Origin of the sequence: Xanthomarina sp. F2636L (assembly GCF_026410195.1) — a bacterium.
GTDB lineage: Bacteria > Bacteroidota > Bacteroidia > Flavobacteriales > Flavobacteriaceae > Xanthomarina.
Genome location: NZ_JAPMLM010000057.1, coordinates 70,588 through 85,701, shown reverse-complemented (window position 1 = coordinate 85,701; position 15,114 = coordinate 70,588). Strand labels below are relative to the sequence as shown.

The window sequence follows — 15,114 nt, the reverse complement described above, 5'->3', positions numbered from 1 at the left end:
TTAAAATTAATACTTGTTCGAAGTTGGTTCGGACTTGTTACGGTCTTTAACCAACACAAGTAATATATGGCAAATACTATGCTAATAGATTGATTTGGTTTTTGTTGCCCTTTGTTGCCCGATTTTGCTTTTTAGAAAATAGATTTTGTATATATGACACTTTTAAATCTGCCATTTTTGAAATGACTTTTTGAAGTTCAGCTTCTTTTTTACAAATTGCTGACACTATATTAATATGCTTTTGTAACTGAAATTCATCATTTAACAACGATGTGTAACTATTTTTTAAGGTGTTTCTGCAATCATCTATTGAGATAAACGGAATAACACTCCCTTTTAAATAATAAGCATAAAAACCGCCTATTTGCAACATCATTGATAAATGGTAAAGGGTTTGTTTTTCTTCTTCGGTTGATGTAGATACCACAAAACAATTAGGGCAGGGATTTATTAAGGGCTTTCCGCTGTTTTGCCCTTTGTTCAGAATAAAAAAATGAGGTTGTGAGTAGGTTCTTCCGATTTGGTGTGTTTTTAGTTCAAAAGTTGACATAGCTATCCAATTTAAAATTGCTTCGCTACGCTTCGCACCATTAATTTTTTAAAAGAAAAACAATAAAAAAAGAAAGCCTAATGCTCTTGTGGCGTGGATAAGGCTGTCAAGGTTTTTGGATAAAAGTTTTTTGAGTTTAAATGTTTAATCATTTTGAAAAATGCTTTTGAAAAAAGTTTTATTCAAAACCCGTAGGGCTTGACCTTTATAGCCTTGCGCGTTGGCTGTGGTAGCCACATATATTTGCTACCTTTTTTTATTTATTGACTGTTCTTCTAAAACATCTAAAATATCTTGTTTTTTATATAAGATTCTGTTGCCCATACGAATTGGATTTAAAATACCGTGTTTATTCCAAGAATGTATTGTTACTAAACTTATTCTTAAATAATCAGCTACTTCTTTTCGTGTTAGTAATTCATCATTTTTTGGTTTTGATAGTTCTTTAAGATAGTCTTCAATTTTAAACAATAATTTATCTGCTACCTTATCCGCTAATTCATCAACTGTGACTTCTGTAATTTGGATTGTTTTTGTAATCATATTGAAATGTATTTAATTTATTGAACAACACTTTTTGGGGCATAAACTCTTAAAAAAATAGGTTATATCCAATTTGAGCGTGGGATGAAGCGTTTGTATGGGTAGCGTTTTAAATAGTTGTTTGATAAAACAGCATTTAAACAAGCTACTTATACAGGACTTTTAGACAATAGCTTTTTGTTTTTTTGAGGCACGATAAAAAGCAATATGCTATGGCGTATTACTGCATATTATTAGCCTATTTTTTTATAACCGCTGACTTGGGTGGTGGGGAAAAGTGGACTATTATATTTGTTAACGAAATGAAACAAACAAAGACTTGAGGTAAGGAATACTTGGACTTAACGATGGTTTTGTGCAGCTTGAATGAGATAACCAATATAATACTAAACTTATTCAATCTTTTAAATTTACAACCGTTTAATGCTTGTTCAAAATATCGTTATATGTACGGGTGTGAGCGTTGGAATAGCGGATATTTTACATAATACCAGTTATAGCTACAAAATGCATTAAAACTGCGATAGCAAACCTTTGAAAAGTGCCATTTGCTACTATAACTTGTATTATGTAAACATAGCTTGGGGTAGTTTTTGGTGTGAGGGATGGCAACAGCTCTTTGCTTTTTTATTGTACTACTTTTAAAATATAATAGCAAATAAAATAAGCAATGTGCTGTGTGAGGGTTGGCAACCAAAAACTACAAGTGCGGTGGATAGCGGAACAAAACAAAAGACAGAGGATTTTGAGGTACGAAAAAACTGGGTTTTGGGTTGTGGGGACAATTAGAGTTTATCCAAAATTTTGTGTTTTTGAAAAATAATTTCAAAATTCATAGGTTAAAATACTGGTTGTTATAACCTGTTTGGGAAACAAATATACAATTGGTTGTATATCTGGCCCCATTTAAAACGTGTTTTCTTCCATTTTTTGCTGATTCCCTGAGCTGCCAGATATATGGATTTCAAGGCTGCATCATCATGTGGGAACACCTTTTTGTTACGTGTGTATTTACGCAAGCTAGCGTTAAAACTCTCAATGATATTGGTGGTGTAGATCAGTTTTCTGATCTCTTTCGGATAGCTTAAAAAGACCGTTAGGTTGTCCCAATTGTTCTCCCAGGACTGTACAGCGGATAGATATTTGTCCTGCCAGTTTTCTTTGAATATCTGTAGCGCCTCCAAGGCAAATTTCTCATTATCTGCTTGGTATATAGCCTTTATATCCACCATGATTGCTTTTCGGTCTTTATAGCTCACGTATTTAAGTGAGTTCCTGATTTGGTGTACAATACATATCTGTCGGATGCTGTCTGGAAAAATGGCCTCCACAGCTTTGTCCAGACCGGCCAGGTTATCCGAGCACAGGAAGAAAATATCCTTTACGCCACGGGTGCGCAGGTCATCCAGGATGGACATCCAGGAAGAGGCTTTTTCGGTCTCGACAATACTCATGCTCAAAATATCCTGCTGCCCTTCAACATTCACGCCCAGAACGATCATGCAGGCCTTTGAGATGACCTTTCCCTCATGGCGTATCTTGTAATGTATGGCATCTATCCAAATTATGGGATAGACGTCCTCCAATGGCCTGTTCTGCCAAAGCTTTATGTCCTCCAATAATTGGTTGGTAATGATGGAGACCTGTGACGTGGAATAATGTACACCATAGGTGTGCTCTATAAAATCGATGATATCACTGTTGCTCATCCCCTTGGCATAGAGCAGCTGGATGCAGTCCTCCAGTTCCTGTCCCATGGACTTGTGTTTCGGCACCGTTACCGGATCAAAGCTTGCTTCCCTGTCCCGAGGGATATTTATGCGTTGTTCCCCGTTATGGGTCTTGATGGTCTTTTGGGAAAAACCGTTGCGCTGGTTGTTGGCTATTGCGGCCTCGCCTTTCCTGAAGCCCAAATGAGCTGTCATCTCGGCTTTCAAGAGGGATTCGATGCCGCGTTTTAGCAATTGCTCCTTAACATTGTCAAAGTCTTCTTTGTTCTTGATCTCGCCTATCAAGGCTTCCAATTGTTTTTCTAATTCTGTGTTCATAAGATAAAAATTTAAAGGTAAATTTTTTGCCTATGAATTTCAAAATCATTTTTTCAACTATCTGAGAGCAAAAACACAAAATATTTTATAGTCCCGACAATTACCAACTCATTCGTTGTAATCTAACTGCATTTAAAATTGCTAATAATGCTACGCCTACATCTGCAAAAACTGCTTCCCACATTGTGGCTAAACCACCTGCTCCTAATATCAAGACAATAACTTTAACTCCAAACGCTAAAATGATATTTTGCCAAACAATTTTTCTTGTAGAACGACTTATTTTAATGGCTCTAACTACTTTTGAAGGCTGGTCGGTTTGAATGATAACGTCTGCTGTTTCAATAGCTACATCACTACCTAAACCACCCATTGCAATACCAACGTTACTTGCTGCTAAAACAGGTGCATCGTTAATACCATCACCTATAAAGGCTATTTTGTTTTCAGGATTTTTCTTTAAAATTTCAACTTCGTTTAATTTATCTTCTGGAAGTAAACCACCTTTAGCATTTTCGATATTCAACTCTTTAGCGACTTGTTGCGTGATGGAATCTTTATCACCGGAAAGCATCATAATATTTTTAATGCCTACTTTGTGTAATGCTGTAATAGTTTCTTTTGCATCTTCCTTTAATTCATCTGCTATGACTACATAACCTGCAAATTGATTATCGATTGCAACTAATACTATCGATTCTACAATAGATTCCGTTTCAGATGGAACATTTATATTATTCGCAGTCATTAAGGCTTTATTTCCTACTAAAACTGTTTTACCATTAACAACGCCTTTTAAACCTTTACCTGCAATTTCAGAAACGTCTTGTGCTTTAAAATCTTCTCCTTCAGCTTTGTACTCTAAAATGGCTTTAGCAATTGGATGCGTGGATTGTTCTTCCAACGCCATTAAGTATTGCATAAATTCGGTTTCATTCCAACCAATTGCTTTTACTTCTTTGATTTTAAAAACACCTTTGGTAACGGTTCCTGTTTTGTCCATTACCAAAGTATTTATTTTGGTCATAGCATCTAAAAATGAAGCACCTTTAAATAATATTCCATTTTTTGAAGCTGCTCCCAATCCACCGAAATATCCTAATGGAATTGAAATCACTAACGCACAAGGACAAGATATTACCAAGAAAATTAATGCTCTGTATAACCAATCTCTAAACACATAATCATCTACAAAAAAGTAAGGTATAAAAGTAACACCAATAGCTAAAAACACTACAATTGGTGTGTAGATACGAGCAAACTGTCTGATGAATAATTCTGTTTTAGATTTACGTGCTGTTGCATTTTGAACCAAGTCTAATATTCTCGCAATAGAACTGTCTTCAAACTTATTGGTTACCTCAACTTCAATAACGCTTTCCAAATTAATACTACCCGCGTAAACCTTTGCTTCTTTTTGAATGGAATCTGGTTTGCTTTCTCCTGTTAACGCAGCTGTATTTAAAGATGCTTTTTCGGATAATAAAATGCCATCCAATGGAATTTTTTCACCTACACGAATTTGAATTTTCTCTCCAATATTGACAACTTCAGGCGAAACACTTTTATAATCTCCCTCACGAAATACATTGGCTTCTTTAGGTCTAACATCTAATAATGCTTTTATATTTCCTTTTGCACGATTTACAGCAGCACTTTGAAATAATTCGCCTACTGCATAAAATAGCATTACTGCAACACCTTCGGGATATTCACCAATAACAAATGCACCAATGGTTGCTATAGACATTAAAAAGAACTCTGTAAAAACATCACCTTTTTTAATACTAATCCAACCCTCTTTTACAACAGGAAACCCTACAGGAAGATATGCAATACCATACCAAGCAATACGAATCCAATCCTTAAAGAATGAAACATCAAAATAATCTAAACCTATACCAATGATAAGCATTGTAAAACTTATTATTGCAGGCACGTAGGTTTTGAATGCACTTCCATTACCGTGATTATGACCATCATTATGCGTGTGTTGCACTTCTGAATTTGGTTTTAAATCTCTTAAATTGACTTTCTTTTTTTTCATTTAATATCTAATAATTTTTCAATGTCATTGGGAATAGGCATTCGTTTTAATGGTGGCACGTTTGCTCCACCAGTATTACCAAGTGGAACGTGATTTATAAATGATTTCCAGCCACCCACAAGCAACCTAATTATTTGACCTATTACTTCTTTCGTATCTTTTTGTATAAATCCAAACTTTAGCATAAGCCAATGTGAATAGGTATGTTCTATAGGATAAGATTGTCCTATTATATGACTACGTTCTAAATGATACCAAGCATTACCAAACTGCTTATTTTCTAAACAGAAACTGTATTGTTTTAATTCTTGGTTATACGCCTGTTTTAGATGTTTAGGTATTTTAGTATTAAACTTCATATCCTCTAATTTTGGATAAATGTACTTTAATAGTAAGTGCAATGGAAGTGCAATAATTAGACACTACACTTATCGCAAATACCTTTTACCACCAAATTTACATTCTCTGACACAAAACCATCTGGCACTTTTATTTGAGGTATTTTATGTTCTGTTAAGCAAATGGTTTCATTGCAATTATTACAATGAAAATGTAAATGCAAATCGTTTTTAATATCACAATTACATCCCTCTTCGCATAACGCATATTTTGTTATCCCTGTGCCATCGTCTATTTGATGGACTATTCCTTTATCTTCAAATGTTTTAATAGTTCTGTATAAGGTAGTTCTATCTGCTTTTTCAAAAGCATTTTCAATGTCACTTAATGTTACTGCTATTTCTTTTTCTGCAAGAAACTTATATATAAGCAAACGCATTGCCGTAGGGCGAACCCTTTTGTCTTCTAAAAATTTTTCTATTTCAGTCATTAACTTGTGATTTTAACCATCTATTTCCCTATGGATTCTCCCGTTTTAATGTGAAAGGCATCTTCTATATTTGCGATATAAATAATCCCGTCTCCTGGTTCTTCCGTTTTACCATTTCTTAGAATTGTTTCAATTGCGGCTTGGGCTTCCTCATTTTGACAAACCAGTTCCAGCTTGACCACTGGACTATCTGTCACGTGAAAATCCAGCGACGGTCTTGCGCCTTTTGCCTTGAACGCTCCCGTGCCTTCTGCTTGTGACAGGGTCATACTTTTAAAACCACTATCAGCAAGAGCTTCAATTACCCTTTGGATCCGGTTCGGTTTTATAAATGCTTTTATTTCCTTCATTTTTTTAAATTTTTAATCGATTTTGAACCGAGCCTGTTTTTTAATTTTTAACTAACTTATTAAGACGATAAACAAACCCGGAATCAAAATCTTTGATGGTGATTGAATTAATGTGCGTGTTCCAGTTCGCCTTTAACCATTTCCGAAGACAGGTTATAAGCTCCACTTATGACAACTTTGGCATCCTTTGAAACTTCGGCAGGAAGATTGACTTCAACAAAGCCTAAATCAGTAATCCCGACCGTTACAGGTATCATTTTGAATTTCATTTTGCCCGCTTCCATTTCTTCGTCTTCATCCAAAATGAAAATGAAGGATTGCTCGCCTTCTTTTATGATAGCAGCTTCAGGAATAGCGAAACCTTTTTTCTCGCCCTGCACTATGCGCCCTTCCACATACATTCCCGGCAATAGGTTTTTATCCTTGTTTTCAATATCCGCCAAGACTTCCAAAGCCTTTGGGTCGGTGTTAAAGGTTTTACCAACAGACCGAACGGTGGCTTTAAGCAAATTGTCCGGGTGGGAGGCCGTGGAAAAATATATTTGTTGCCCTTTCTCTATTTGGTATATGTCCTTTTCATATACTTTAAAATTGACGTAAATTTTTGAGTTATCGCTTATTGAGAACATTTTGGATTGTGCGCCCACATAATCGCCCAAACTTATATTTACTTCTGCCACGTATCCACTTATTGGCGTGGTAATGGGAACAGCGGAATATATTTGACCTTCCGCCACTTTGTCGGGATTAATGCCCAACAGTTTCAATTGGGAACGCAACCCATTGACACTGGATGTGGTGGAACGAAATTTTGACTGCGCCATCTGAAATTCCTTGCCAGAAGAAACGCCTTTATCATAAAGGGTCTGCTTGCGTTCAAAATCCTGTTTCAAAAAGACCAGTTCGTCATTTTTTTCCTGAAATTCCTGTTGCATTGCAATGATATCGGGATGCTCAATATATGCCAATACCTGTCCTTTACTTACATTATCTCCAGGTACTACCTTAATGGAACTCACATTTCCACCAACAAACGGACTGATGTTCGCCTTATCCTGTGGAAAAAGTTGCAGCGTTCCTGTTACCTTAATGTTGTTTCCTAAAGTTCGTTCCTCCAGAGGTTTCATTTCCAAACCAATGGTTTCGGCCTGTGGTTTTGTGAGTTCCACAACACCTTCTTCCTCGTCGTGGCCTTCGCCGTGCGCATCTTCCCCGACTTCCGTTTCGTTGTGGCCAAGTTCAGATTTTGGGGCATCGTTACAACTCATAAACATAAGTGTAAATAATACGGTACTTACTAATAGTATATTCTTCATTTTTCTCTTTTTATGATTATAGATTACCCAATTGATATTGTACCTCAATAGACTGTTGGTTATACTGATTGAGGTATTGTAAATGGTTTTGTTTGATACGGATGGCACTGTTTAGAATTGTAATGTAATTAACGTAATCAATTTCACCTTCCTTGGATGCCAATTGTGCCGTGGCTATCTGTTCTTCTGCCAATAGCAGTGCGCTTTCTTTATAATATTGCAATGTCTTCTTAGTTTTTTCGAGGGATTGGAGCAATTGCGAAACACGGCTTTCCGTAACTTCTTTTTGTTCCAAATATTGATATTCTGCCATCATTGCGTCTGCCTTAGCTGACTTGACTCTTGCCTTTTGCGGAAAAAACCATAGTGGAATGCTAATGCCTGCCTGAAAAGTATTGAAGCCTGACACTTCATCTACAACTTGTCTGCCATACGATAAACTAAATTTAGGTAGAAATTGGGATTTTTCGACACCCACGTTTGCCTTGCTTACTTCGGCATTTTGCAAGGCATATTGCAACATTGGATTATTTGCCACTGAAGTTGAATCTAATGTAGCCATAAAATCCAATGGCTCGTAAACGCCATCAACCGTCTCGATGTTTTCATCGGTTCCCAAATATTGTTTTAAGGCACGTTTGGCGATTTCAATATCATCAAAAGCTTGTTGTTTTAATACTTGTATCTGTTGAAATTCGGAAGAGGCTGCAATAAATTCCAACTTGCCTGTTTCTCCGGTATCATACCGAAGTTGGGCAGCGGTCTTAAAATTGGCATAAACACTGTCCAATTGATCAGCAAAACGCAACTGTGCCTTGTAATAATTAATTTGGTCATACGCCTGCATCACATTACGCACCAACTGTTGTTCACTTGCCACAAAAAACTTTTCTCCCAATGCAATGCGCTCTTTGTAAAACTTCGATTTTGAGAAACCGGAAAGCAAATCAATATTTCCCTGTTGTACGCCGATAGTGGTTTGAACTCCAGGAAGATTATTGCCATATTCTTCCTTGCCTGTAAAAACTTCGGTGCTGCCAAGGTCAAAACTGGTGCCTTTCATCGCCTTTTCCCGTTCAATAAATGCCTGACTTTCCTTGAGCGTAGGATAATTCTGTTTTGCCATAGCAATGGCCTCATCAATGGTCAAGGTCTTTGGAATTGTACCATCTTGACTATTGTCTTGGGCAAATGAAGTTCCAGAAGCCATCAAACCTCCAACCATCAATAATACCGTTATAATGTTTGTTGACCTGTTGACATAGCTTATATCCCCCTTTGTATTGTTTCGTTCCTTTCTCGATTCCAGCCAATAGTAAAGAATAGGAATAACCACCAAGGTCAAAAATGTTGCCGTAAGCATTCCTCCAATGACTACTGTTGCCAATGGTCGCTGTACTTCTGCACCACCAGAGGTGGAAACTGCCATTGGGATAAAGCCCATAATTGTGGTAATGGCAGTCAATAAAATGGGACGTAAACGTTCGTGCGTAGCTTCGTATATACGTTTTTTTAAATCTGTCATTCCACTTTCTTTTAGTTCATTGAATTTGTTTATGAGTATCAGACCGTTTAAAACCGCTACTCCAAAGAGTACGATAAACCCGACCCCTGCCGAAATACTGAAAGGCATTCCACGGATCAACAAAATGAAAACCCCGCCTATTGCCGCCAAAGGCACTGCCATATAAATCATCAAAGCCTGTGAAAATGAATTTAAAGCGAAATAAAGCAGGATAAATATTGTTAGTAGAACGATGGGCACTACTATCATCAATCGGTCTGATGCACGTTGCAGGTTTTCAAATGATCCTCCATAAGTGACGTAATAACCTGGTGGCAGTTCCACTTCCGTTTCCAGTTTTTGCTGAATTTCCTCGACCATCGATTTTACATCGCGTCCACGAACATTTACACCCACAGATATACGACGCATAGTGTTGTCTCTTGAAATTTGCATTGGCCCAGCTTTATAACTGATATCCGCAACTTCCTTTAGAGGCACTTGAGCACCGTTCGGCAGGTCTATGTAAAGGTTTTTTAAGCTATTGATGTCTTGCCTAAAGTCCTCTGCCAACCTGATAACCACATCAAAACGCTTTTCGCCTTCAAAAATCACACCTGCCTTTTCGCCTGCAAAGGCGGCACTTACATAATCATTCAATTTATCCACAGTTACACCGTATTGTGCCATTTTTGCGCGGTTATACACCACTGTCATTTGTGGCAAACCGCTTGTAGCCTCTACGTTAAGGTCTGCTGCACCCGGTACTTCACGTATTACCGCTGCGATTTCCTGTACCTTATCTGCCAACACATCCAAATCTTCTCCGTACAATTTGATTGCCACGTCCTCACGAACTCCAGTTAGCAACTCATTAAAACGAAGTTCCACGGGCTGGGTAAATACAAAATTGACACCGGGAACAACCGAAATCTTTTCTTGTATTTTTTCAATGAGTTCTTCTTTGCTGTCGGCGGAAGTCCATTTGCTTTTATCTTTTTCAAGAATAATGTAACTATCCGCAATGTCCATTGGCATCGGGTCGGTTGGGATTTCGGCTACCCCGATTCTTGAAACTACAGTTTTAACTTCAGGAAATTCATTTATTAGATTTTCGAGTTTCTTTGAAGCCTCGATGGTCTCTGTAAGACTGCTCCCCGGTTTTATTAATGCTTGAAACGCAATATCGCCCTCATCAAATTTCGGGATAAATTCAGCTCCCATATTTTTGAATACAAATCCTGCAATCAATAGCAAGGCAACCGCACCTATTACGACCCCTGCTTTAAAACGAAGTGAAAAATTCAGTATGGGCAGATACACGCGATTCAAAAGGCCCATAATTTTATCGCTTATCCTATCCATCCGATTTTCAAATCTGGCAAACCAACTATTTTGGTTTTTGGCAGGTTTTAAAAATAATGACGACATCATTGGCACATAGGTAAGACAAAGGATGATAGCGCCTAAAACTGCAAATCCAAAGGTAAAGGCCATTGGGCGGAACATTTTTCCTTCCACACCTGTCAAGAACAAAATAGGTGTAAAAACAATGAGAACGATTAACTGACCGAAAAAGGCAGAATTCATCATTTTACTAGAAGAATCATAGGCTATTTCATCCATCTCGGATTGTCCCATAATTGCATTGGATTTCTTCATCCGTTGATGAATGTGAAAAACCGTTCCCTCCACTATAATTACCGCGCCGTCAACAATAATTCCAAAATCAATTGCACCCAAGGACATTAAATTTGCCCAAATACCAAATTGCTTCATCAAAATAAATGCGAACAATAAACACAAGGGGATTATCGAAGCTGCTATCAAACCGCCACGGAAGCTACCTAAAAGGAGTACCAAAACGAATATTACGATGAGTGCCCCTTCAATTAGATTTGTTTTAACGGTACTTGTGGTTCTCTCAATCAGTTCGCTTTGGCTTAAAAATGTATCGATATACACGCCTTCAGGCAAGGATTTTTGGATTTCGGCTATACGCTTTTCAACATTTTCTATAACGTTACTTGGGTTCTGTCCTTTCAACATTAATATTTGGCCACCCACAGATTCGTGACCATCCTGGGTAAATGCACCATAACGCACTTGGTTACCGTAACCCACTTTTTCGGCAACGTCCCTTACCAAAACAGGGCTTCCATTTTGAGTGGTCACAACGGTGTTTTCCAAATCGGCGATACTTCGTGCCAGCCCTTCCCCACGGATAAAATTGGCTTGGTGGTTTTTTTCAATATAAGCTCCACCCGTATTGGCATTGTTCACTTTAAGGGCTTCAAAGACCTGGTGCATTGTGATGCCAAAACTTTTTAGTTTAGCAGGATTAAGAGCGACTTCATATTGTTTTACATAGCCTCCAAAAGCATTTACTTCAACAACTCCCGGGACTAACGCCATCTGGCGTTTCACGATCCAGTCTTGAATGGTGCGCAGTTCCATTGCGTCATATTTTTCTTCATACCCTTCTTTAACCTTTAAGGTATATTGCAATATTTCGCCCAAGCCCGTGGTAATGGGCGCCATAAAAGGCGTGCCAAAACCTTCAGGGATTTCTTCCGCAACTGCGGTTAATTTTTCTTGGACCAATTGTCGTGGCAGATAGGTTCCTGCTTCGTCTTTAAAAACAATGGTTACCACGGACAGTCCAAAACGAGAGATCGAACGCAGTTCGATAACGTCTGGAAGATTTGCCATTGCCAATTCTACGGGAAAGGTTACAAATTGCTCAATATCCTCCGTTCCCAAATTAGGGGCAGTTGTTATAACTTGAACTTGATTGTTGGTAATATCAGGCACGGAACCCAAATTTATAGTGGCCATTGAGTATATGCCTGTGCCAATAAGCACCACTATAAATAGCCCAATAATAAATTTATTATTAATGGAAAATGAAATGATTTTATTAATCATAAATATGTATTAATTCAGTTGAAAATTTACGGTGCGAATGGGTGCAACGCATTTATAAAGCAATGCTTACTTTGAGAAGCATCACGTTAGGATATAGCTATCCTTAAAAAAAACTGAATTATACTCGCGGGGGTTGGAAGAGAGATTCCAGATATCTGGAATAGAAGTTAACTGTATATAAATTGAACGGCTCTTTATCTTCAAACTTTAGTCGATTGATTAGGGCCGAATTGTTGTTCGCAATAAATAATACTAAAGGATGACAACATTGATTATGAGAATGAACTGGTGTATTTTCCTTATCTGGGTTATTATGATGCCCTTCATTTTTTGCATCATTGTCAATGTAATCTTCAACTACATATTCAAGGAAAGAGTCGCCATACATTTTATGGTCTTGATAATGGGTAATGATGTTTGAAATTTCTTTTATTGGTCCACAAAAGTCCATATCAAGGCTAATTCCCTGAAAAAAGAATAAAATTGACATTGATATGGAAAAGAATATTTTCATAAAGTTTCACAAAGATACAAATTATTGAATGCAATGGTTGTGCAAAGAAAAAAGGCTTCGGATTATAAAAACCATAAGGTTTCTTGACCAAAAGGTGGTATTTCCTTGCTTTCAAAACGAGGTGCTATTTCTGCAACCATTTCAGGATATTTAATTGTTATTGGTACGTTTTGTTGACGTAAGGATTTCCAATATAGCCTACTAAATTGATATACTTGTTCAATTAATTTTCTAATCATCTTGCTATCATTTAAAGCTTCTGGTGTAGGACTTGATATTTTAAGTTTTATTGGAAACGCATAACTTGAATAACTTGGGTACTGAACTGTTTTCTTATATCTTAAATTATTAAACAACAAATATTTGTGTTCATCTTTAGGCCCTATGTTGATGTATGTGCCACTAATAGGAATTAATTCTCCATTCCAATTTTGGTCGAAAGCAATTATATCTTCTGATTTTGTTTTATTTATGTTTAAGACAAAAAGTGGACAAGGTAATTTGAGTTTATCCATCATTTCCAAAACAGGTTGGATTTCCTCATCCTTCATATCCTTATAAAAGTGAATTACAATTTTTTCAGGTGTTTTGTTGGTTGGTACATATTGATAGATAGCATCGCTTAAAGCGTTACCTAATTGTTTGACATCAGATTTACTGAAATAATGAAACTCATTAAACCTGCCATTGTTTTTGAAACTAAATGCACTTGCTACATAACGTATATTTTCTTCGGTATTTTTAAAAGCACCAACACCAATTACCAATTCATTTTTTGGTTTAACATTAAGTTGCCAAGGTGTACCATCTAATTTTGCTAATAAGGCTAATGATATGTTGGTTAAATCATAAATAAATTTGTGTTGGTTTCTTCTAAATCTATCAAAATCTATTACTTGAGATATAATTCTTTTATAAAGTAATTGCTCTTTAACCTTATAATACACTAACTTCTTTTCAAGATTAGGTTCGTGTTTATTAAAAGGACTTAAATAAATAGCTACATAATTGATGTTAGGGTCTGATTTAAATTTTTTAATACCATCTTTTATTTGAGGTAATGGGTTCTCTAAATCATCAAATATTATGTTGACACTATTATCAAAATGTGCTAATACCCCAGCATAAATATTTAAACCTTTATACCAACTTGTACCATCCTCTAATAATTTTTGCAATGTTGCTACCTCTTTTGTATAACTTGTGTGGTGAATGAAAAAGAAATGCACATTATCTAACTGACAAGGATTCAAAGGTTTTAGCTTTCTAAAATCAGATTTAGGTACTCTGCCAACGCCATCTTGAAAAACCAATTCATTACATATATCATCTACTTCTCGAATACGGTTAATTTCTACTGGTAAGTAATCGTCGTTATTTACTGCAATAATTGCTTTAAAATCATCACTTAAAATGAAGCTCTGAATAAACTTATCTATTTTTTGTTTATAGTTAATGTATTTATTAGAATCGTCTTTAGGCTCTGGTTTAATTTTAAAAGCATTACGTAAATCATTATTTAAAACTGCATAAGCCTTTGTATTATCTTCTATGTACTGTTTATCTTTATGGTATTTTAAAATCCTCTTTTTATAAATTATATTGTTGAGGTTAGTTGTTGAAGTGTATTTTATGATTTCTGAAATTGGCTTTTTGAACACTTTGGCCATACCATCATAAGAAACAACTAACTCACCATATTCACTAACTTCCTTAATCTGAACTTTTACTGTAAATTTAAAATATTTATAAAAATTGTTGTTTTTATATAATTTATTACCCACCCATATTTGGTTGTCTTTTACAAAGTTCTTATCAACCAGTTTGTTGATACTTTTAAAGTATTTTTTAATTCGCCAATTATAATAATGCTTTATAAGGTCAGTTGGTTGTTCTTTTAAATTGAGTTTTAAAGGCAAATAGCCTTCCTTTTCATAAATAAATGATGTGTAGATAAAATCAGGATTTTCTTCTTTTATACCAGGAAACAAATCTTCTATATTGGTTGGAAACTTTGTTTTATACAACTTTTGTGCATTACCAATTTTCTCTTTACTGAAGTAAAAAGTTATTGGTTTGTCTGGTAAATCAAATGTTATGATATTAAAATAAAGTTCCTGACTCATAAGACTTGGGTTTATTAATTCTACTACTTGCTCAATCTATTAATTTTTTGTTCTACAATTTTGAGGATTTCCGTAATGTTTTTTTCTTCTTTTAACATATAGACAATTTTATCTGCCAACCAATATTGAAGTAATTCACTTTTGTTTTGCTTTAATGCTTTAGCTAATGCTTCAACTTGTTCTTTACGAGCTATACGAGTGCCACGTTCAATTTTACTTAATAATGCGGTATCTATATTCATTTGAGAAGCAACTTCTCTTAATAATAATTGCTTTTCTTCTCGTATTTCTCTGATGTATTCACCAAATGTCATTTTTGGGATATTTCGACTTGTCAATATTTGTCTAATGTAAGAAAA

General features: G+C 36.0%; 12 protein-coding genes. All 12 read right to left on the bottom strand.

Annotation, left to right across the window (positions count from 1 at the left end):
- Positions 1–76 precede the first annotated feature (76 nt).
- The 12 genes from OS191_RS03645 to OS191_RS03590 all read right to left on the bottom strand — a co-directional run bounded on the left by OS191_RS03645 (position 77) and on the right by OS191_RS03590 (position 15,069).
- Complete coding sequence (locus tag OS191_RS03645) at positions 77–550, bottom strand: DUF6943 family protein (RefSeq protein WP_267154358.1); 474 nt, start codon at positions 548–550, stop codon at positions 77–79.
- A 246-nt stretch (positions 551–796) separates the two neighbouring features.
- Positions 797–1,093 (bottom strand): helix-turn-helix domain-containing protein, encoded by a 297-nt coding sequence (locus OS191_RS03640; protein ID WP_267154357.1) that lies wholly within the window; start codon positions 1,091–1,093, stop codon positions 797–799.
- 854 nt (positions 1,094–1,947) lie between these two features.
- Positions 1,948–3,141 carry an IS256 family transposase gene (locus OS191_RS03635; protein WP_267154356.1) on the bottom strand — a complete coding sequence of 398 codons (1,194 nt, stop codon included), beginning with the start codon at positions 3,139–3,141 and terminating at the stop codon, positions 1,948–1,950.
- A 100-nt stretch (positions 3,142–3,241) separates the two neighbouring features.
- Positions 3,242–5,188: a heavy metal translocating P-type ATPase gene (locus OS191_RS03630; RefSeq protein ID WP_113966048.1), complete on the bottom strand. Its 1,947-nt coding sequence runs from the start codon at positions 5,186–5,188 to the stop codon at positions 3,242–3,244.
- Positions 5,185–5,547: a DUF3703 domain-containing protein gene (locus tag OS191_RS03625; RefSeq protein WP_113966184.1), complete on the bottom strand. Its 363-nt coding sequence runs from the start codon at positions 5,545–5,547 to the stop codon at positions 5,185–5,187. The genes OS191_RS03630 and OS191_RS03625 overlap by 4 nt, the downstream gene beginning before the upstream one ends.
- A gap of 56 nt (positions 5,548–5,603) precedes the next feature.
- A complete protein-coding gene (locus OS191_RS03620) occupies positions 5,604–6,017 on the bottom strand; it encodes a Fur family transcriptional regulator (protein WP_113966047.1) in 414 nt (137 codons plus the stop codon).
- Positions 6,018–6,037: 20 nt separating this feature from the next.
- Complete coding sequence (locus OS191_RS03615) at positions 6,038–6,367, bottom strand: P-II family nitrogen regulator (protein WP_113966046.1); 330 nt, start codon at positions 6,365–6,367, stop codon at positions 6,038–6,040.
- A 107-nt stretch (positions 6,368–6,474) separates the two neighbouring features.
- A complete protein-coding gene (locus OS191_RS03610; protein ID WP_267154355.1) occupies positions 6,475–7,683 on the bottom strand; it encodes an efflux RND transporter periplasmic adaptor subunit in 1,209 nt (402 codons plus the stop codon).
- Positions 7,684–7,699: 16 nt separating this feature from the next.
- On the bottom strand, positions 7,700–12,115 hold the full coding sequence (locus OS191_RS03605) for a CusA/CzcA family heavy metal efflux RND transporter (RefSeq protein ID WP_267154354.1): 4,416 nt from the start codon (positions 12,113–12,115) through the stop codon (positions 7,700–7,702).
- Positions 12,116–12,233: 118 nt separating this feature from the next.
- On the bottom strand, positions 12,234–12,605 hold the full coding sequence (locus OS191_RS03600; protein ID WP_267154353.1) for a hypothetical protein: 372 nt from the start codon (positions 12,603–12,605) through the stop codon (positions 12,234–12,236).
- An 86-nt stretch (positions 12,606–12,691) separates the two neighbouring features.
- Complete coding sequence (locus OS191_RS03595) at positions 12,692–14,755, bottom strand: Piwi domain-containing protein (protein WP_267154352.1); 2,064 nt, start codon at positions 14,753–14,755, stop codon at positions 12,692–12,694.
- 23 nt (positions 14,756–14,778) lie between these two features.
- On the bottom strand, positions 14,779–15,069 hold the full coding sequence (locus tag OS191_RS03590) for a helix-turn-helix domain-containing protein (RefSeq protein ID WP_267154351.1): 291 nt from the start codon (positions 15,067–15,069) through the stop codon (positions 14,779–14,781).
- Positions 15,070–15,114 lie beyond the last annotated feature (45 nt).